Below are 17,801 nucleotides of genomic sequence, written 5' to 3'. Positions count from 1 at the left end.
ATGTGGCTCAGAGCGTTGCTGGCCTGTGCGCTGGCGGTGCCGCTGCCGTTGTCGGCGGTGACCAGCCAGAGCTTCCAGGTGAGCGCGACCATCACACCGGGTTGCCTGATTGTGGGCGGGGGCTCCAATTACGGCGCGCTGACCTACGGCAGTTATTCGGCCCTGGCCACCAGCACGGTCACGGCGGCGTTGACCGGGGGCGTCACCTTGCAATGTACGCCGGGGGTGACGCTGAGCATGAGTGTCGACGGCGGCCTGCACAGTAGCACCGGGCGCAATTTGCAGCTCAACAGCGGCAGCGCGCGGGTGGCTTACCAGCTGTTTCGGGATGCGGCGTTCAGCCAGAGCCTGGGGATCGGCCAGAGCGTCAATGTGGTTTACAGCGATGCCAATAACATCAACCTGCCCATTTACGGGCGGGTGCAATTGCCGGGCAATCAGCCTGGGGGGACATACAGCGACACGCTGCAGGTGCAGCTGACGTGGTAAGGCTATCGGTATAAGGAGTGGGGTTATGCGTTCACCTTCCCGGCGGCTGTGGGCCGCGGGTATTGCCTTGAGTGCCGCGTGCACGGCGGGGTTCGTACAGGCGGCCAGTTCTGTGCTGATCTGGCCCATCGACCCGGTGCTGGAGGCCGATCAACAGGCCAGTGCGCTATGGCTGGAAAACCGTGGGAGCGAAACTGCGAGCCTGCAGATTCGTGTGTTTGCGTGGAGCCAGAGCGGCTTCGACGAGCAATACCAGAACCAGCGCGATGTGATCGGCAGCCCGCCGGTGGCGCGAATCGAGCCGGGGCAAAAACAACTGGTACGCCTGACTCGCACCCGAGAAGTGCCACCAGGGCAAGAGTTGGCCTACCGCATCATCATCGATGAAATCCCTTCGCCCTTGCAGGTGCCGACGCCGCCAGAGGGCAAGAACACTGCAGCGGCGATTCGCTTCCAGATGCGCTACTCGGTGCCGCTGTTCGCCTATGGCGCGGGCCTGTGGAGCAAGGAAGACAGTACGCGCCAGCGCGACCCCAACGGCGCCGGCAAGCCGGACTTGAGCTGGCACAAGGTCACGGTGGCAGGGCGCAACTATATCGAGGTGCGTAACCAAGGCGCCGTGCATGCGCGCCTTACCGATGCTTCATTCAAACAGGGCGGGCAGACCAAACCCCTGGTCGATGGCTTATTGGGCTACGTGTTGCCGGGCGCGACCATGCGCTGGCCGGTGCCGGATGCGCTGTCGGCTGATCAGCCCCTGCAGGTCAGGATCAACGGTGCGCAACAGTTGGAGAGCCTCGCGCCGAAGCGGTAACCGAGTGTAGCGGGGCGGGACGCTCCGGGTTTTAAACGGATGGAGATGTCCATTGAAGGACACAACGCCATGTGTGAGTCGTGGTCGGACTCGTCGTCTATGGCCGTCGGTAGCAGTGGTAAGCGGGCTATGGGCTGCAATGGTTGCGCCCCAAAGCGTGGCTGGCGACCTGCCACCGCCGCCGAGCAGTATGGAGGCTGTCGCCGATGCACAGTTGTTTCTGGAGCTGGTGGTCAACCAGATGGACACCGGTCGCGTCATCGCGGTCGATCAACGCGCCGGGCAACTCTACGTACCCGCCAGTGCGCTGCAGGATGTGGGCATGAAGCTGCCCGGTGAACTGAGTGGCAGCGTAGGTTTGGACATGATCCCAGGCCTGCACAGTGACTACGACAGCAATGGCCAGCGCCTGCTGTTGGATGTGCCGCCGGCGTGGTTGAAGGAACAGTTTATCGGCAACCGCAACACCTACCCGCGCACCCAGGCGATGAGCAGTTTCGGTGCCTTGCTCAACTATGACCTGTACTTCAACGACACTGACGAAGGTGGCAGCTACCTCGCCGCCTGGAACGAAGTGCGACTGTTCGACAACTGGGGAACCTTGTCCAACACCGGGCAGTATCGCCAGACTCTGGCCGATGGGATCAGCAGCAGTACCTTCAACAATGGCTACCGGCGCTATGACACCACCTGGCGTTTCTCCGATGATGAGCGACTACTGACCTACGAGGCCGGTGACGTGATCAGCGGTGCTTTGCCCTGGAGCAGCTCGGTACGCCTGGGCGGTGTGCAGTTTTCACGGGACTTCGCCGTGCGCCCGGACCTGGTGACCTACCCTTTGCCGCAATTTGCCGGTGAAGCCGCCGTGCCGTCTTCGGTGGACCTGTTTATCAACGGCTACAAATCCGACAGTGCGCTGCTGCAACCCGGGCCTTACACCTTGACCAATGTGCCGTTTATCAATGGTGCGGGTGAGGCGGTGGTGGTGACCACCGACGCGCTGGGTCGCCAGGTGTCGACCACGGTGCCGTTTTATGTGACGAGTTCGCTGCTGCAAAAAGGCCTGACGGATTTTTCGGTGGCCGCCGGTTCCTTGCGCCGGGAATACACCTTGAAAGATTTCGCCTACGGGCCTGGCGTCGCCAGCGGCACCTTTCGTTATGGTGTTTCCGACAACCTGACCCTGGAAAGCCATGCCGAGGCGTCCAGTGACCTGACCCTCGGCGGCCTGGGTGGCAACCTGCGGCTGGGCAACTTCGGCGTGCTCAACACCGCCGTCAGCCAAAGCCAGTTCGAAGGACGCAGCGGCCAGCAACTGAGCCTGGGGTATTCATACAACAGCACGCGCTACAGCCTTTCGTACCAACGGGTCGAGCGGCGCGATGAGTACGCTGACCTGACCCTGGTCGACACCCCCTACGCCAGCCTCAGCAAACGCAGTGAGCAGGTGACCCTGAGCCTCAACCTTGAGCGTTTCGGCAGCCTGGGCGTAGGTTATTTCGACGTACAGGCAGCGGACGACTCGCGCACGCGCCTGCTCAACCTCAGCTGGAGCAAGCCGCTGTGGCACAACACCAGTTTCTACCTGTCGGCCAACCGTGAGATCGGCGACAGCAACTGGGCGATGCAGGCGCAACTTGTCATCCCGTTCGACCTCAACGGCAGCCTGGCCGTGAGTACCGAGCGCAGCAAAGATGGCGCCAGCCGCCAGCGCCTCAACTACAGCCGTGCGGTGCCGAGCGAAGGTGGGGTGGGCTACAACCTCGGTTATGCCCAGGGCGATGGCCCGGCGTACCGGCAGGCCGACCTGACCTGGCGCTTGCAGTCGGTGCAGTTGCAGGCCGGTGTGTACGGCAGCAGCGACGCCGAGACGCGCTGGGCGGATGCCAGTGGCTCGCTGGTGTGGATGGGCGGCGATATGTTTGCCGCCAACCGTATCAACGACGCTTTTGTGGTGGTGAGTACCCAGGGTTTCGCCGGGATTCCGGTGCGCTATGAAAACCAGTTGGTCGGCGAGACCGACCGCAACGGCCATCTGCTGGTGCCCTGGAGCAGTGCGTATTACCGCGGCAAATATGAAATCGATCCGTTGAACCTCCCGCTCAACGTGCAGAGCCCGAATGTGGAGCAGCGTGTGTCGGTGCGTCGTGGCAGCGGCTACCTGCTGGAGTTTCCATTGCGTCGGGTGCTCGCGGCCAGTGTCACGCTGGTGGACACCCAACATCAGGAATTGCCCCTGGGCAGCCTGGTGGTGCATGAACAAAGCGGCCAGCAGGCGGTGGTGGGTTGGGATGGCCTGGTGTACCTGGAAAACCTCTCGGCCCATAACACCTTGCAGGTCACGCTAGGCGAGGGGCGTACGTGCCAGGCGCGTTTTGAGATGGAGGAGCAGCAACAGGGCGTGCCGTTGATCGGGCCGTTGGTGTGCCAATGAAACGTACGGGCTGGCTGTGTCTGATGGGCTTGATGTTTGCTGGACCGGCCATGGCGGCGTGTTCCGTGGTGACCACGGCACCGGCGAGTTTCGGTCCTATGAGTTCCATGGCGGTGCGCACAGCCGTACAGGCCAGCTCGACGACCAATTCAGGGTTGAGCTGCACCTCGGCGTTGATTTCGCTGCTGGTGTCCACCGATCATTTTTACGCGACGATTACTTCATCCAAGACCGGGATGGTCGGGCCTACCGGTGATGTCATCGGCTACACGATCTACGGTAACAACACCACCAGCTTTCCGATCACGCGCGGGGCGCAATTTGACTTCGGCGGCGCCGGCGGGATCGCTCAGAGTTTTGGCTTGATTGCGGGCCCCGGCGCGAAAACCCTGCCGCTGTACGTGAGCAGCATTACCGGCAGTAACGTCGCCGCAGGCCTGTACACCGAGACCCTGAGCATCGCCTGGAGCTGGAACTATTGTTCGGGTATTGGCATCGGCGGCATCTGCGCCGGCCGGGATATTGGCAGTGGTACCGCGTCATTGACGGTGAGCATGACGGTCACCAACGACTGCCAGATCACCGCGCCCAACATCAGTTTTGGCAGCGCGCCTGTCATCAGCGGGTTTACCGCCGTCACCGGCCAGACCATCAGTATTTCCTGCACCAAAGGCAGTGCCTACAACGTCGGCTTGAGCGACGGCCAGAACGCCGTCAGCGTGGGCGGTCGGCGGCGGATGATCTCGGGCAGCAACTACCTGTCCTATGACATCTTCAAAAGCGCCGGCACCACGCGCTGGGGCAGTGTGGGCGCAGCGCGTCGCGACAGCTCCACCGCCGAGATCAACCCCGGCAACGGCCTGGGCATCGGCAGCCAGGTGTTCAACTACAACGCCAGGATCTACACCGATCAGTCCACGCCTCCGGCCGGCACCTACCTGGACAACGTGGTGCTTGACGTCGGTTTCTAGAACTTCAGCAGCGGCGGGCTAGGCTGATCCACCGGGCTGACCACCGCATAGTTGTAGCCGGCACCCGACCAGTATTGCGCCTGCAAGCCATCGGCACTGCGACTGCCTCTTGGCAGGAAACCGTTTTCCGGTCCCGGTGGGCGGATATAGAAACTGATGCGCCGGCCTTGCGGGTCCTCGTACAGCACCATGGCCGCGGCGCCTTGCTCAGTGGTGAGCAGGCGCCCGCTGACCGGCGTGAACCCGGAAGCACTCAAGTCCGGCAGGCGGTGCGCCTGGTTGAAGTAGCGGTCGAGCCAAGCTTGCATCGTGCCGCCGCCCTGCACCTTGTAGTCGGCGGGCATGATGCCGTCCTGGGCAAACAGGCGGAATGCCTGCATCGCATCGGCCATCGGCAGTTGGACCGGCTGGGTGACTTCACGGGCGTGCCAGCCACCGACACCGCCGAGGCTGACGGCGATCAGGAGCACGGCGGCCGTAGCAAAGTGGCGCCGTGATTGACGCTTGATGCGCTGACGGATCAGTGCCGGGTCCAGGTCTGGGTTGGCCGGCTGTTGCAGGGCGCCGCCCAACGCGGCACGCAGCAACTGCGCATCGTGTTGCCAGGCGTGGACCTGGGCGGCGACATCCGGGTGGGCGGCCAAGTAGGTTTCAAGCACGCGGCGATCACTCTCCAGCAGTTGGTGATCGACGTAGGCATGCAAATCGCGTTCGCTGGGGGGCAGGCTGATCATTTGAGTATCCGCAGGGAAGGGCTGGCAATTTCGCCATCACTGAGTTGACGTAGGGCTTGGCGCGCCCGTGACAGGCGCGACATCACGGTGCCGATGGGCACCTCGAGAATCTCGGCGATTTCCTTGTAGCTCAGGCCTTCGACCGAAACCCACAGCAGCAGCGCGCGCTGCTCGGTGTTGAGTTGATCGAAGGCTTGCAGGGTCGATTGGGCGATCACCGTGCGTTCCACCGACGGCTGTGCATCGTCACGCCCGGTGAAGAACTCCAGCATGCGCGCATAGCGACGGGTGCGGCGGTGGGCGTCGAGGAACTGCCGGTAGAGGATCGAAAACAGCCAGGCGCGCAAGTCGCCTTCGACGCGTTTGTCGGCCCAACTGATGATCGCCCGTTCCAGGGTCGACTGCACCAAGTCGTCGGCGCTGCTGGCGTTACGGGTCAGGGACACGGCAAAGCGCCGTAGCCTTGGGATGAGTTCACGTAACTGTTCGTCGAGTTCATGCATGGGAATCTGGCTGGTCACTACGCTGGGACTAGAGAGACGTACGGCGTTGAAGGTTATTCCCGATCCAGGGAAATAAATCAAAGGCCAGGGAATAGAGCCGATCGGCGTTCGTCTTAATACTCCGACCTTATATTTACCCCTAAGGCCTTTGGCCCTGGAGTTCCTTCATGGTAGATCACTCATCACCGCCCCGTCCTCCGCTGAGCACTGCGAGCCTGATCGCGCGCCTGGCAGGTATCGGTGCCGTGGTTGCGGTTATGGCGGGGGCTTTTGCCTACGTCAACGGCACCCTCGACCCACAGCGCTTGCGCCCGAAAACCCTGGTCAATGCCCTGGAAACCAACAACGGCGTGCACCCAGGCTTTCGGCGTAACCACGCCAAGGGCGTGTGCGTGGCCGGGTATTTCGAGAGCAGTGCAGAAGCCCGCGCCTACTCCAGCGCCCAGGTGTTCAGCGAGGCCAAGACGCCGTTGATCGGACGGTTCGCCTTGCCCAGCGGTAACCCCTACGCGCCGGACAGCAGTGTGCCGATCCGCAGTTTTGCCGTGCAGTTCAGCCAGGCCAACGGCCAGCAATGGCGCACCGGCATGAACAGCATGCCGGTGTTCCCTGTGGGCACGCCCGAGGCGTTCTACCAAATGCTCAAGGCCGGTGCGCCGCAGCCTGCCACCGGCAAGCCCGACCCTGCGAGCATGCCGGCATTTTTTGCTGCTCATCCCGAGACGGCGCCGTTCCTGGCGTGGGTCAAGACCGCCAAGCCTTCGGCCAGTTATGCGACCGAAACCTACAACGGCATTAACGCGTTCTTCCTGGTAGGGGCCGATGGCAAGCGCCAGGCCGTGCGTTGGGGCGTGGTGCCGCAGAGTCAGGATGCGGCGGGCGATACCGCGCCTGCGGGCGGTGATTTCCTGGAAAAGGACCTGGTCCAGCGCCTGGCGACCGGGCCGCTGCGCTGGCAGTTGAACATGACCCTGGCCAACCCCGGCGATCCCGTGGACGATGCGAGCAAGGCCTGGACCGGCGAGCATAAAATCATCAATGCCGGCACCCTGGTGCTGCAAAGCAGCCAGCCGCAGGCTAATGGCGATTGCCGCGATATCAACTTTGATCCACTGATTCTGCCCAGCGGTATCGAAGCCTCCAATGACCCGTTGCTGGCGGCCCGTTCGGCGGCGTACGCCAGCTCGTACCTGCGTCGCGCCGGTGAAGTCAGCCCGTTGCACAGCGCCCCTCAGGAGTCGAAGCCATGAATGCCCAACCCCGGTTTTTCGCGCCCCTGGCGCGCCTGCTGCATTGGCTGATGGCGCTGATGGTCATCGCCATGCTGTTTATCGGCGCGGGCCTGGCGGCCTCGGTTTCGGAGCGGCATGAGTGGTTGATCCACCTGCACAAGCCGCTGGGGATCGCGATTCTGGCCTTGGTGATCGTGCGTTTGGTCGTGCGCTTCTCCACGCGCCAACCGCCGTTGCCTGCTGACTTGCCGCTGTGGCAAGCGCTGGCGGCCAAGGCGTCCCATCTGGTGTTGTATGCGTTGATGCTGGTATTGCCACTGCTGGGCTGGGCGATGATTTCGGCGGCGGGCGACCCGGTAATGCTTAGCAGTTCGGTGCAGTTGCCGGCGCTGGTGGGGGCGAACGCGCCGTTGTTCGCGGTGCTGCGCAGGGCCCATGGGTTCCTGGCCTATCTGCTATTCCTGACCGTGCTGTTGCACCTGGCGGCGGCGTTGTTCCATGGGGTGATCCGCCGTGACGGCGTGCTGCAAAGCATGACCGGCAGCAAGGACTGAAACAGGCCCAGGGGGCAGTGTGGCCAGCCAGTAGATCAGCGCCAGCAGGTTGATGGCGGCGCCGAGGCCACACACCCCAATCCAACCGCCCCAGGCATACAGTGCGGTTGCGCTGATGGAGCCCAGTGCACTGCCCACTGAGTAAAACAGCATGTAGCCGGCCACCAGCCGGCTCTGGGCGTCGGGGCGCACGGCGTAGATCAGGCTCTGGCTGGTGACATGCACGGCTTGCAGGCCCAGGTCGAACACAATCACGCCGAGCACCAATGCCCACAACGATGATTGGGTAAAACCGATGGCGACCCAGGACAGCAGCATCAGCAGCAATGCCGTGCCGCTGGTCCACTGGGCAAAGCCTTTGTCGGCCAAGCGACCGGCGCGGGCAGCGCCAAGTGCTCCGGCGGCGCCGGCGAGTCCGAACAGGCCAATCTGCGTATGGGAAAGCGACAGCGGCGGGGCGCTCAAGGGCAGTACCAGTGGCGTCCACAAGACGGTGCCGGCGGCGAAAATCAACATCGCCAGCACGGCGCGGTCACGCAGGACCTTTTCCTCCTTGAACAGGCTGAAGACCGAGCGGAGCAGCGCACCATAAGTGCCGGTGGCGCGCGGTTGTTCGGTGCTTGGCAATACGCGCCACAGCAAGATCGCCATCACCAGCGTCAAGCCCGCCGACAGCAAGTAAACCGAGCGCCATCCCGCCAGGTCGGCCATCGCGCCAGACACCGTGCGGGCCAGCAGCAAACCGACCACGATACCGCTGGTGACCAACCCCACCACCTGCCCGCGCTGTTCGGGCGACGCCAGATGAGCAGCCAATGCCACCAGCACTTGAGCGACCACCGCCAACAGGCCGGTCAGTGCCATGCCGGCCAACAGCCAGAAACTGTTTGAGGACAATCCCACCACCAGCACGGCCAGCGTGGAGAGCAGCAGTTGGCTGACGATGAGCTTGCGCCGGTTGAGCAAATCCCCGAGTGGCACCAGCAATAACAGGCCCACGCCATAACCGACCTGGGTGAGGGCAATGATGATGCCGACAGTGGCGTGGTCCATGGCGAAGGTCTCGGCCATGGCGTCGAGCAACGGCTGTGCGTAATAGACATTGGCCACTGACAGGCCGCAGGCGATGGCGAACAGCACCACCACTTTGTTACTCAAGGGGGAGGAAGGCATGGGGATATCCTTTATGGTTTTAAAATGAAACCAGTTGTGCCGTAAGGATTCAGGTTTTATATTGCAACTACATTTTTAGTCGACGACAGGCAGCCCCGATGGTCAAGCTCACCCGCTTTGAAAGCGCCGAATGCCCGGTGGCGCGCTCACTGGATGCAATTGGCGATGGCTGGTCGCTGCTGATCATTCGCGATGCGTTTGATGGGATTCGCCGTTTTGGTGAGTTCCAGCGCAGCCTGGGAATGGCCAAGAACATCTTGTCCACGCGTTTGCGCAGTTTGGTGGCCCATGGGGTGTTGGAAATCGTGCCGGCGTCGGATGGCAGTGCGTACCAAGAGTACGTTCTGACGGAAAAGGGGCGGGGCCTGTTCAACGTGATCATCGGGTTGCGGCAGTGGGGCGAGGGGTTTTTCTATGGGGCAGGCGAGGCGCACTCGGTGATGGTGGACAGCGCCAACGGCGAGCCGCTGCGAGCGCTGGAGTTGCGCTCGGCGGATGGGCGGTTGCTGGGGCCTGAGGATTGTCGGCGGGTGCCCACCGACTCGGTTTAGCGCAAGACGTCGACGATATCGGCCACGCTGCTCAACACATCCTTGCCCAGTTGCATCGAGCGTTTACCTGACCAGCCGGTGAGTGGGTTGGGGGCGTCGTCGTTGTCCTTGAAGGGCATTTCCAGGGTCAGGGACAGGCAGTCGAACTGCTGGCCGACGGCATTGCACGCCAGGGTCATATTGGCTTCGCCCGGCAGGTCGCGGGTGTAGCCGTGGGTGGTCTGGAAATCGCGGGTCAGGCCGCTCAAGTGGCTGCGGAAGTGTTTTTCCAGGGCTTCGATGCGCGGCGTGTAGCCGGGGTTGCCTTCGCAGCCGGCGGTGAAGACGTAGGGGATTTCCTCGTCGCCGTGGATATCGAGGAACAGGTCGACGCCGTACTTTTCCATCTGTTGTTGCACGAACAACACTTCCGGGCTGAACTCCTGGCTCGCGCTCTGCCAGGCGCGGTTGAGGTCCTGGCCTGCGGCGTTGGTGCGCAGGTGGCCATGGAACGCGCCGTCCGGGTTCATGTTGGGCACCAGGTACAGGTCAGCAACTTTCAGCAGTTTTTTCAGCTCGGCGTCACCGTCCTGTTGCAGGCGTTCAATGATGCCTTCCATAAACCATTCGGCCATGTGTTCGCCGGGATGCTGTTGGGCGATGATCCAGACCTTGCGCCGGCTTTCGCCGCCTTTGCCGCGACGCAGCAGTTGGATATCACGGCCTTCGACACTTTTACCGGTGGCCAACAGTTGAGTGCCGGCGCGGCTCACAGCCTGCTCGATCAGCCAGTCGTGACGCTCACGGCTGTAGGGTTCGAAGTACGCAATCCAGGCGTGCTTCTCGCGGGCCTCAAGGCTGATATGCAGGATTTCACCATCAAAGCGAGAGGGCACCCGGAACCAATTGATATGGTCGTAGGACGCCACGGCGTTGTAGCCGCTCCACGCGTGCGGGTAAGACGACTTGCCCGCGTTGCTCAAGCGGAAGGTATGGGTGTGGCCCACGTGCATGCCTTCGGCCTTGAAGTGGAACCATTGGTAATGTTGGCTGCGGGTATCGGGTTTGATCGCCAGCAGCAACTGGTGGGAATCGTGGGCATCCAGTACCTGGATATTGCCACTGTCGAAGTCGGTGCTGATCCTGATGGAGGTCAAGGCCACGGTCATAGTCTGGGTGCCTGAATATGAGTGTTGTGGCGGCTATATTACACAGGAGTCTGGTAAAGACTGGATGCAAAATTGTTGCATGGGGGAGGGGGCGTCATCCTTGACGCCGCAGCAGCTTAGAGTCTATGAGATTGATTCTCAAGCGCTATTTCGCAAAGGTTTGGACTAGAGCGTTCGACTGGCTTTCTTTTGGCGATGGTCTTTTGCTACCATGCGCGCCATCGAGCAACACACAGTCTTCATTAGCCTGAAGCCATGCCAGGGAAACTGGCAAAAAAAAGACCCGGCCAAAGAGCCGGGTCAAAAACCGTGATTAGCCTGATGAGGAGATATTCCAAGAGTCCGACCTAAGGTCCCTTGGTCTATCGACTGATCTCGCGATCAGCTAGGTCCAATAATAATCATTATCATTTGCAAGTCAAATGTTTTTATCCGTGAGATAGAAATATTTTTCTTCTGCGCCTGTTATCCGTTCGCTTGAGCCGCTGGCGCCTGCAACGACCGCTCCACCATCGCTTTCGCCATATCGATCAAATACACCACCGAAAACGCCAGGTCGCGATGATTGCCCTGATGGCTGCTCGCGGATTCATAGGCCGTGGCTGCGGCGCTGCGCAACAGGTCCGAGGCGTGTACGAGGGCTTCCTCCTGGCTGATGCCCGGCTTGATGGCGAACAGGGCGCCGTCAGGGGCTGCTGCCGACATCTCTTCTTTCAAGTAAAAGTCCAACGCGCGCTGGGCGGCACCGCTGCTGCGCAGGTCGTGCATTTCGGTGTCTTCAGAGGGCTCAGGCAGGAGATACGGGCTGGTCGTCATAAGGGGCGGTACTCTGTAGTGGGTGTCGAAAACCTTATGTCCGATGATAGTACGTATCGTATTTATGTCGTTTTATGGATTACTACAAACTGTTTATTGCCCTGAAAACTACGTGACGTATTGTCAGCTCCCATGGATAACTGGATAGCGTTGGTCAAGGCCAACATGGAAGACCGCAAGGTCACGCAGGGTGAATTGGCTGAGCGCCTGGGCATGTCCCAAGGCGGCGTTGGCCACTGGCTCAACAAGCGCCGTGCACCCAGCGTGGTGGACATGAACCGGGTGTTGGCGGCGCTGGGGTTGGGGTACTTGGAAGTCGCGCTGGACATTCGCGAACGGCCCGATGAGGCGCCTGCGCAGAAGAACTACAATCCGTATTTCCGCTACCCGGTCAGCGATTGGAAAGGGTTGTGCGAGGTCCGCGAAGAGCGTGCGACCTATGGCGCTGTGCGCTTCGAACTCACGGATTATCCTGCTCAGGGGGATGCGTTCTGGCTGCCAGTCACAGGCGACGCCATGACCGCACCCAGCGGCTTGAGCGTCAGTGCGGGCATGCTGATCCTGGTCGACCCGGCCATCCAGGCAGAGCCTGGCAAGCTGGTGGTCGCCCAACGGGCCGGGAGCCTTCAGGCGACCTTCCGCCAGTTGCAGGAAGAAAGCGGCCAGCTTTACCTGGTACCGCTCAATCCCACCTACCCCAAGCAGCCATTCACCGACGATTGCCACATCCTGGGGGTTGTTGTTCAAGCCACGGCGAAGTTCTAGACGGCCGTTTCGAGCGCCACCAACGCGCAACCTTCTGCAACCATTTCACCTTCGTGGCAGAACAACGCCTTGACCACCCCGGCGTGAGGCGCGCGGATGCTGTGCTCCATCTTCATGGCTTCCAGCACCACCAGTTGCGTGCCGGCTTCGACTTGCTGACCGATCTCCACCAGCACCCGCACGATACTGCCGTTCATCGGCGCCGTGAGGCCGCCTTGATGTGACTGGTTGGCCTCAACCGCCGCAATCGGGTCGAACAATGTGACGGCCTGCATCTCGCCGTCCCAGCGCAAAAACACGCTGCTTTCGTTGCGGACTGCCAGATGGCTGTGACGCACGCCCTGTTGCTCGATCAGCAGATGTTCGCCACGCAGTTGTGGCGCATCAGCCGCCAGCGTCACCAACCGATCCTGGCCATTGCAACTCAAATGCAACGAAACTTCGGCAGGTAACCCGGCGCGAAATCCTCGCGAATCTGCCCAAGGCCCATCACTCTTCGGCAAGCTCTGAATGAAGGCCGCGCCCGCCGCTTGCCAGAACGCATCACTCAATACTCCAGGCGCGGGTAGCAACTCCTCCTGATAGCGCGGAATAAACCCGGTATCCAACTCAGCCGCCGCAAACGCCGGGTGCCCGATGATGCGCCGCAAAAATCCCAGGTTGGTCTTCAGCCCGCCGATGGCAAACTCGTCCAGCATGGCCAGCAACCGCAATCGCGCCTGTTCACGGTCTTCACCCCAGGCAATCAGCTTGCCGAGCATGGGGTCGTAGAACGGCGACACACTGTCGCCCTGCTCCACACCGCTGTCCACGCGGCGCCCAGGGCCCGGTGCGGATTCACGGTACAGCGCCAGGTGCCCGGTGGCGGGCAGGAAGTCATTGGCGGGGTCTTCGGCATACAGCCGCACTTCGATGGCATGGCCGATCAGCGGCACCTGCTCCTGGGTGATCGGCAACGCCTCGCCCTGGGCGACACGGATCTGCCAGGCCACCAGGTCCAGGCCGGTGATCGCTTCGGTCACCGGGTGCTCCACTTGCAGCCGCGTGTTCATCTCCATGAAGAAGAACTCACCGCGCGCGTCCAGCAAGAACTCCACGGTGCCTGCGCCGACATAGCCGATGGCCTGGGCCGCACGCACGGCGGCTTCGCCCATGGCCTTGCGCTGTTCAACACTCAGTCCCGGTGCTGGCGCCTCTTCGACGACCTTCTGGTGGCGACGCTGGATCGAGCAGTCACGTTCATTGAGGTACAGGCAATGCCCGTGTTGATCGGCAAACACCTGGATCTCCACATGGCGTGGCTTGAGCAGGTACTTTTCCACCAACATCTGCCCGTTGCCAAAGGACGACAGCGCCTCGCGCTGTGCCGAGGCCAGGGCTTCGGCCAACTGGCTGACATCCTCGACCACCTTCATGCCTTTGCCGCCACCACCGGCCGTGGCCTTGAGCAGTACCGGGTAACCGATGTGCTCGCAGGCGGCGCGGAAGGTTTCCAGGTCTTGAGCTTCGCCGTGGTAACCCGGCACCAGGGGCACGCCAGCGGTTTCCATCAAGGCCTTGGCGGCCGATTTGCTGCCCATGGCATCAATGCCCGAGGCGGGCGGACCGAGGAAAATCAAACCTGCTTCTTCAATCGCACGGGCAAAACCGGCGTTCTCCGACAAAAAGCCGTAACCCGGATGGATCGCCTGGGCACCGCTGGCCTGGGCCGCCGCGATCAGTTTATCGATTTGCAGGTAGCTGTCAGTGGCTTTGCTGCCGCCCAGGTCGACGCGAATATCCGCCTCACGGCTGTGGCGCGCATCGCGGTCGATGGCGCTGTGCACCGCCACGGTGGTCAGGCCCATGGCCTTGGCGGTGCGCATCACCCGGCAAGCAATTTCGCCACGGTTGGCCACCAGTAGAGTCGTCAACGTACTCATGAACGCGGCTCCTGCGCTTGCCAGCTGGGTGGACGTTTTTGCAGGAAGGCGCGCAGGCCTTCCTGGCCTTCGGCGCTGACACGAATGCGCGCGATGGCATTTTCGCAATAGCGGCGCAGGGCCGGGGTGAGGGCGCCGTGGCCCACTTCGCGCAGCAAGTCCTTGCTGGCGCGCATGGCCGCCGGGCTGTTTTGCAGCAGGTTGGCGATCCACTGTTCGACCTGCTGATCCAACTCGCTGATCGGATAGCTTTCCGCCAACAGGCCTATCTCCCGCGCACGCTGGCCACCAAAGCGCTCGGCGGTCAGCGCATAGCGCCGTGCCGCACGCTCGCCGATGGCTTGCACCACGAACGGACTGATCACCGCCGGCGCCAGGCCAATGCGCACTTCCGACAGACAGAACTGCGCATCGTCCGCGCCAATCGCCATGTCACAGCAACTGATCAACCCCAGCGCTCCGCCGTAGGCCGCACCTTGCACCACCGCCAGGGTCGGGATTTTCAGCTTGGCCAGGTTGTACATCAACTCTGCCAGTTCGCGGGCATCGTCCAGGTTGGTGTGGTAATCCAGCTCGGCCGATTGCTGCATCCAGGCCAGGTCGGCCCCGGCGCTGAAATGCTTGCCGCGCCCGCGCAGCACCAGAAAACGCAGGGCCGGGTCACCCTGCACCTGGTCGAGGGCGATGATCAGTTCGCGGATCATTTCGGCGTTGAACGCGTTGTTCTTGGCTTCACGGCTGAGCCACAGCGTGGCAAAGCCACGGCGGTCGGTGATCAGTTCGAGGGTGTTGAAGTCGCTCATGGGATACAGCTCCATTTACATGCGGAACACGCCGAAGCGGCTCGGCTCGATGGGGGCATTCAGCGAAGCGGACAAGGCCAGCGCGAGCACGTCACGGGTCTGCAACGGGTCAATCACACCGTCGTCCCACAGGCGCGCGCTGGAGTAGTAGGGGTGGCCCTGGGTTTCGTATTGGTCGAGGATCGGCTGCTTGATGGCGGCCTCTTCTTCGGCACTGAAATCGAGGCCTGCACGTTCAGCCTGCTCGCGCTTGACCTGCACCAGCACGCCGGCCGCCTGTTCGGCACCCATCACGCCGATGCGTGCATTTGGCCACATCCACAGGAAGCGCGGATCATAGGCGCGGCCACACATGCCGTAATTACCGGCGCCAAAGCTGCCGCCGATGATCACCGTGAACTTCGGCACCTTGGCGCAGGCCACGGCGGTGACCAGCTTGGCGCCGTGTTTGGCGATGCCGCCGGCTTCGTATTTCTGGCCGACCATGAACCCTGTGATGTTCTGCAGGAACAACAGCGGAATGCCACGCTGGCAGGCCAGCTCGATAAAGTGCGCGCCTTTTTGCGCGGCTTCCGCAAACAGAATCCCGTTGTTGGCCAGGATCGCAATCGGGTAGCCGTGCAGGTGTGCAAAGCCGCATACCAGCGTGGTGCCGAACAGCGCCTTAAACTCATCGAACACCGAAGCGTCCACCAGCCGTGCGATCACTTCGCGCACATCGAACGGCTGCTTGGCGTCGGCCGGGATCACGCCGTACAACTCTTCACTGCTGTACAGCGGCGCGACCGGCGTGCGTTGCAGCAGTTCGCCTTGTTTGCGCCAGTTGAGGTTGGCCACGCTGCGCCGAGCCAGCGCCAGCGCGTGTTCATCGCTGTCGGCATAGTGGTCGGCCACGCCGGAGATCTTGCAATGCACATCGGCACCGCCGAGGTCTTCGGCACTCACCACTTCACCGGTCGCGGCCTTCACCAGCGGCGGACCGGCGAGGAAGATGGTGGCTTGCTGGCGCACCATGATTGCTTCGTCGGCCATGGCCGGCACGTAGGCGCCACCCGCAGTGCATGAGCCCATCACCACCGCGATCTGCGGGATGCCCTGGGCGCTCATGTTGGCCTGGTTGAAAAAAATCCGCCCGAAGTGCTCGCGGTCGGGGAACACCTCGTCCTGACGCGGCAGGTTGGCGCCGCCCGAATCCACCAGGTAGATGCACGGCAGGCGGTTCTGCTCGGCGATGGTCTGTGCGCGCAGGTGTTTTTTCACGGTGAGCGGGTAGTAGGAGCCGCCTTTCACCGTGGCATCGTTGGCGACGATCATGCATTCGACGCCCTCCACCCGGCCAATTCCGGCAATCACGCCAGCGGCGGGCACATCTTCGCCGTACACCTGATGGGCGGCCAATTGGCTGAGTTCGAGGAACGGCGAACCGGGGTCGAGCAAACGGTTGATACGCTCGCGGGGCAACAGTTTACCGCGTGAGGTGTGCCGCTCCTGAGCCTTGGCGCCGCCGCCTTGCTGCACGTGGGCGAGCAGGCTGTGCAGGGCGTCGACCTGTTGGCGCATCGCCGCGCTGTTGGCGGCAAACTCTGCCGAACGCGGATTGAGTTGGGTGTGTAGAAGCATGGCTTACTCCGTAAGCGCGGCAAGCTTCAAGCTTTAAGCTGCAAGAGAAAAACACGCTTGCTTGCCGCTTGTAGCTTGAAACTTGCGGCTGCGAAATTCATTTCGTCTCGTTGAAGAGTTCGCGACCGATCAGCATCCGGCGGATCTCACTGGTGCCGGCGCCGATTTCATACAGCTTGGCGTCGCGCAGCAGCCGACCGGCGGGGAATTCATTGATATAGCCGTTACCGCCCAGAATCTGGATCGCGTCAAGGGCCATTTGCGTGGCGCGTTCGGCGCTGTAGAGGATCACCCCGGCCGCATCCTTGCGCGTGGTTTCGCCACGCTCACAGGCCTGGGCCACCGCGTAGAGATAGGCGCGGCTGGCGTTGAGCTGGGTGTACATGTCCGCGACCTTGCCCTGGATCAGCTGGAATTCGCCGATGCTCTGGCCGAACTGCTTGCGATCGTGGATGTAGGGCACGATCAGGTCCATGCAGGCCTGCATGATCCCGGTCGGGCCGCCGGACAGCACCACGCGTTCGTAGTCCAGGCCGCTCATCAGCACTTTCACGCCGCCGTTGAGCACGCCAAGGATATTTTCTTCGGGCACTTCCACGTCATCGAAGAACAGCTCGCACGTGTTTGAGCCGCGCATGCCCAGCTTGTCGAACTTATTGCTACGGCTGAAGCCTTTCCAGTCACGCTCGACGATGAAGGCGGTGATGCCGTGAGGGCCTTTCTCCAGGTCGGTCTTGGCGTAAATCACATAAGTGCTGGCGTCGGGACCGTTGGTGATCCAGGTCTTGCTGCCGTTGAGCACGTAATGATCGCCGCGTTTGTCGGCACGCAGCTTCATCGAGACCACATCGGAACCGGCGTTCGGCTCGCTCATGGCCAGGGCGCCGACGTGTTCGCCGCTGAGGAGTTTGGGCAGGTACTTGAGTTTCTGGGCGTGATTGCCGTTGCGATTGATCTGGTTCACGCACAGGTTGGAGTGCGCGCCGTAGGACAACGCCACCGAGGCCGAGCCGCGGCTGATCTCTTCCATCGCCACCACGTGGGCCAGGTAACCCAGGCCGGCGCCGCCGTATTCCTCCGGGACGGTGATGCCCAGCAGGCCCATGTCGCCGAATTTCTGCCACAGGTCGACGGGGAACAGGTTGTCGCTGTCGATCTGTGCCGCACGCGGCGCGATTTCCTTGCTCACGAAGGACTGCACCTGGTCGCGCAGCATGTCGATGGTTTCACCGAGGGCGAAGTTCAGGGACGGGTAACTCATGGACAGGCACC

The 17,801-nt window shown here is 62.1% G+C and carries 17 protein-coding genes; 8 read left to right on the top strand and 9 right to left on the bottom strand.

What is annotated here, in order from left to right; genetic code table 11:
• From H096_RS32105 to H096_RS32090, 4 genes are all read left to right on the top strand, one after another.
• Entirely contained in the window at positions 1-489 is a 489-nt protein-coding gene (locus tag H096_RS32105; protein WP_033903247.1) for a spore coat U domain-containing protein, read from the top strand.
• 25 nt (positions 490-514) lie between these two features.
• A complete protein-coding gene (locus H096_RS32100) occupies positions 515-1,303 on the top strand; it encodes a molecular chaperone (RefSeq protein ID WP_033903246.1) in 789 nt (262 codons plus the stop codon).
• 139 nt (positions 1,304-1,442) lie between these two features.
• Positions 1,443-3,737, top strand: a complete 2,295-nt coding sequence (locus H096_RS32095; RefSeq protein WP_156487833.1) for a fimbria/pilus outer membrane usher protein — start codon at positions 1,443-1,445, stop codon at positions 3,735-3,737.
• The gene (locus tag H096_RS32090) at positions 3,734-4,708 is read left to right on the top strand and encodes a spore coat U domain-containing protein (protein WP_191983034.1); all 975 of its coding nucleotides are present in this window, start codon (positions 3,734-3,736) and stop codon (positions 4,706-4,708) included. Before H096_RS32095 ends, H096_RS32090 begins: the two co-directional genes overlap by 4 nt.
• On the opposite strand, the gene H096_RS32085 is transcribed toward H096_RS32090, so the two are convergent.
• A complete protein-coding gene (locus H096_RS32085; protein ID WP_033903242.1) occupies positions 4,705-5,442 on the bottom strand; it encodes an anti-sigma factor in 738 nt (245 codons plus the stop codon). The genes H096_RS32090 and H096_RS32085 overlap by 4 nt on opposite strands.
• The gene (locus H096_RS32080; RefSeq protein WP_016976147.1) at positions 5,439-5,945 is read right to left on the bottom strand and encodes a sigma-70 family RNA polymerase sigma factor; all 507 of its coding nucleotides are present in this window, start codon (positions 5,943-5,945) and stop codon (positions 5,439-5,441) included. Before H096_RS32080 ends, H096_RS32085 begins: the two co-directional genes overlap by 4 nt.
• A gap of 167 nt (positions 5,946-6,112) precedes the next feature.
• Between H096_RS32080 and H096_RS32075 the strand changes: the two genes are divergently transcribed.
• Positions 6,113-7,195, top strand: coding sequence for a catalase family peroxidase (locus H096_RS32075; protein ID WP_033903241.1), 1,083 nt, complete (start codon positions 6,113-6,115; stop codon positions 7,193-7,195).
• Positions 7,192-7,731, top strand: coding sequence for a cytochrome b (locus tag H096_RS33785; RefSeq protein WP_082462001.1), 540 nt, complete (start codon positions 7,192-7,194; stop codon positions 7,729-7,731). The genes H096_RS32075 and H096_RS33785 overlap by 4 nt, the downstream gene beginning before the upstream one ends.
• Here H096_RS33785 and H096_RS32065 read toward each other — a convergent pair.
• Positions 7,633-8,904 (bottom strand): MFS transporter, encoded by a 1,272-nt coding sequence (locus H096_RS32065; protein WP_033903239.1) that lies wholly within the window; start codon positions 8,902-8,904, stop codon positions 7,633-7,635. The two genes, H096_RS33785 and H096_RS32065, sit on opposite strands and share 99 nt — an antisense overlap.
• 98 nt (positions 8,905-9,002) lie before the next feature.
• On the opposite strand from H096_RS32065, the gene H096_RS32060 reads away from it, so the two are divergent.
• The gene (locus tag H096_RS32060) at positions 9,003-9,455 is read left to right on the top strand and encodes a helix-turn-helix domain-containing protein (RefSeq protein ID WP_033903238.1); all 453 of its coding nucleotides are present in this window, start codon (positions 9,003-9,005) and stop codon (positions 9,453-9,455) included.
• Here the strand turns inward: H096_RS32060 and H096_RS32055 are convergent.
• Complete coding sequence (locus tag H096_RS32055; protein WP_033903237.1) at positions 9,452-10,603, bottom strand: M14-type cytosolic carboxypeptidase; 1,152 nt, start codon at positions 10,601-10,603, stop codon at positions 9,452-9,454. The genes H096_RS32060 and H096_RS32055 overlap by 4 nt on opposite strands.
• Before the next feature lie 465 nt (positions 10,604-11,068).
• Positions 11,069-11,419: a DUF3077 domain-containing protein gene (locus H096_RS32050; RefSeq protein ID WP_033903235.1), complete on the bottom strand. Its 351-nt coding sequence runs from the start codon at positions 11,417-11,419 to the stop codon at positions 11,069-11,071.
• Positions 11,420-11,551: 132 nt separating this feature from the next.
• Between H096_RS32050 and H096_RS32045 the strand changes: the two genes are divergently transcribed.
• Entirely contained in the window at positions 11,552-12,184 is a 633-nt protein-coding gene (locus H096_RS32045; protein WP_033903234.1) for a S24 family peptidase, read from the top strand.
• On the opposite strand, the gene H096_RS32040 is transcribed toward H096_RS32045, so the two are convergent.
• The 4 genes from H096_RS32040 to H096_RS32025 all read right to left on the bottom strand — a co-directional run bounded on the left by H096_RS32040 (position 12,181) and on the right by H096_RS32025 (position 17,790).
• Positions 12,181-14,106 (bottom strand): acetyl/propionyl/methylcrotonyl-CoA carboxylase subunit alpha, encoded by a 1,926-nt coding sequence (locus H096_RS32040; protein WP_033903233.1) that lies wholly within the window; start codon positions 14,104-14,106, stop codon positions 12,181-12,183. The two genes, H096_RS32045 and H096_RS32040, sit on opposite strands and share 4 nt — an antisense overlap.
• On the bottom strand, positions 14,103-14,909 hold the full coding sequence (locus H096_RS32035) for a gamma-carboxygeranoyl-CoA hydratase (protein WP_033903232.1): 807 nt from the start codon (positions 14,907-14,909) through the stop codon (positions 14,103-14,105). The genes H096_RS32040 and H096_RS32035 overlap by 4 nt, the downstream gene beginning before the upstream one ends.
• Before the next feature lie 15 nt (positions 14,910-14,924).
• Complete coding sequence (locus H096_RS32030) at positions 14,925-16,529, bottom strand: carboxyl transferase domain-containing protein (protein WP_033903231.1); 1,605 nt, start codon at positions 16,527-16,529, stop codon at positions 14,925-14,927.
• A 97-nt stretch (positions 16,530-16,626) separates the two neighbouring features.
• Positions 16,627-17,790, bottom strand: coding sequence for an isovaleryl-CoA dehydrogenase (locus H096_RS32025; protein ID WP_033903230.1), 1,164 nt, complete (start codon positions 17,788-17,790; stop codon positions 16,627-16,629).
• Between the last annotated feature and the right edge of the window lie 11 nt (positions 17,791-17,801).

This window comes from Pseudomonas sp. FH1, from assembly GCF_000510895.2.
GTDB classification, from domain to species: Bacteria; Pseudomonadota; Gammaproteobacteria; order Pseudomonadales; family Pseudomonadaceae; genus Aquipseudomonas; species Aquipseudomonas azotoformans_A.
This window is presented reverse-complemented; position numbering and strand designations above follow the sequence as displayed.

Coding starts and splice junctions, on each gene's coding strand:
- H096_RS32105 (WP_033903247.1), top strand. CDS start 1: ATGTGGCTCAGAGCGTTGCTGGCCTGTGCGCTGGCGGTGCCGCTGCCG.
- H096_RS32100 (WP_033903246.1), top strand. CDS start 515: ATGCGTTCACCTTCCCGGCGGCTGTGGGCCGCGGGTATTGCCTTGAGT.
- H096_RS32095 (WP_156487833.1), top strand. CDS start 1,443: ATGGTTGCGCCCCAAAGCGTGGCTGGCGACCTGCCACCGCCGCCGAGC.
- H096_RS32090 (WP_191983034.1), top strand. CDS start 3,734: ATGAAACGTACGGGCTGGCTGTGTCTGATGGGCTTGATGTTTGCTGGA.
- H096_RS32085 (WP_033903242.1), bottom strand. CDS start 5,442: ATGATCAGCCTGCCCCCCAGCGAACGCGATTTGCATGCCTACGTCGAT.
- H096_RS32080 (WP_016976147.1), bottom strand. CDS start 5,945: ATGCATGAACTCGACGAACAGTTACGTGAACTCATCCCAAGGCTACGG.
- H096_RS32075 (WP_033903241.1), top strand. CDS start 6,113: ATGGTAGATCACTCATCACCGCCCCGTCCTCCGCTGAGCACTGCGAGC.
- H096_RS33785 (WP_082462001.1), top strand. CDS start 7,192: ATGAATGCCCAACCCCGGTTTTTCGCGCCCCTGGCGCGCCTGCTGCAT.
- H096_RS32065 (WP_033903239.1), bottom strand. CDS start 8,904: ATGCCTTCCTCCCCCTTGAGTAACAAAGTGGTGGTGCTGTTCGCCATC.
- H096_RS32060 (WP_033903238.1), top strand. CDS start 9,003: ATGGTCAAGCTCACCCGCTTTGAAAGCGCCGAATGCCCGGTGGCGCGC.
- H096_RS32055 (WP_033903237.1), bottom strand. CDS start 10,603: ATGACCGTGGCCTTGACCTCCATCAGGATCAGCACCGACTTCGACAGT.
- H096_RS32050 (WP_033903235.1), bottom strand. CDS start 11,419: ATGACGACCAGCCCGTATCTCCTGCCTGAGCCCTCTGAAGACACCGAA.
- H096_RS32045 (WP_033903234.1), top strand. CDS start 11,552: ATGGATAACTGGATAGCGTTGGTCAAGGCCAACATGGAAGACCGCAAG.
- H096_RS32040 (WP_033903233.1), bottom strand. CDS start 14,106: ATGAGTACGTTGACGACTCTACTGGTGGCCAACCGTGGCGAAATTGCT.
- H096_RS32035 (WP_033903232.1), bottom strand. CDS start 14,909: ATGAGCGACTTCAACACCCTCGAACTGATCACCGACCGCCGTGGCTTT.
- H096_RS32030 (WP_033903231.1), bottom strand. CDS start 16,529: ATGCTTCTACACACCCAACTCAATCCGCGTTCGGCAGAGTTTGCCGCC.
- H096_RS32025 (WP_033903230.1), bottom strand. CDS start 17,790: ATGAGTTACCCGTCCCTGAACTTCGCCCTCGGTGAAACCATCGACATG.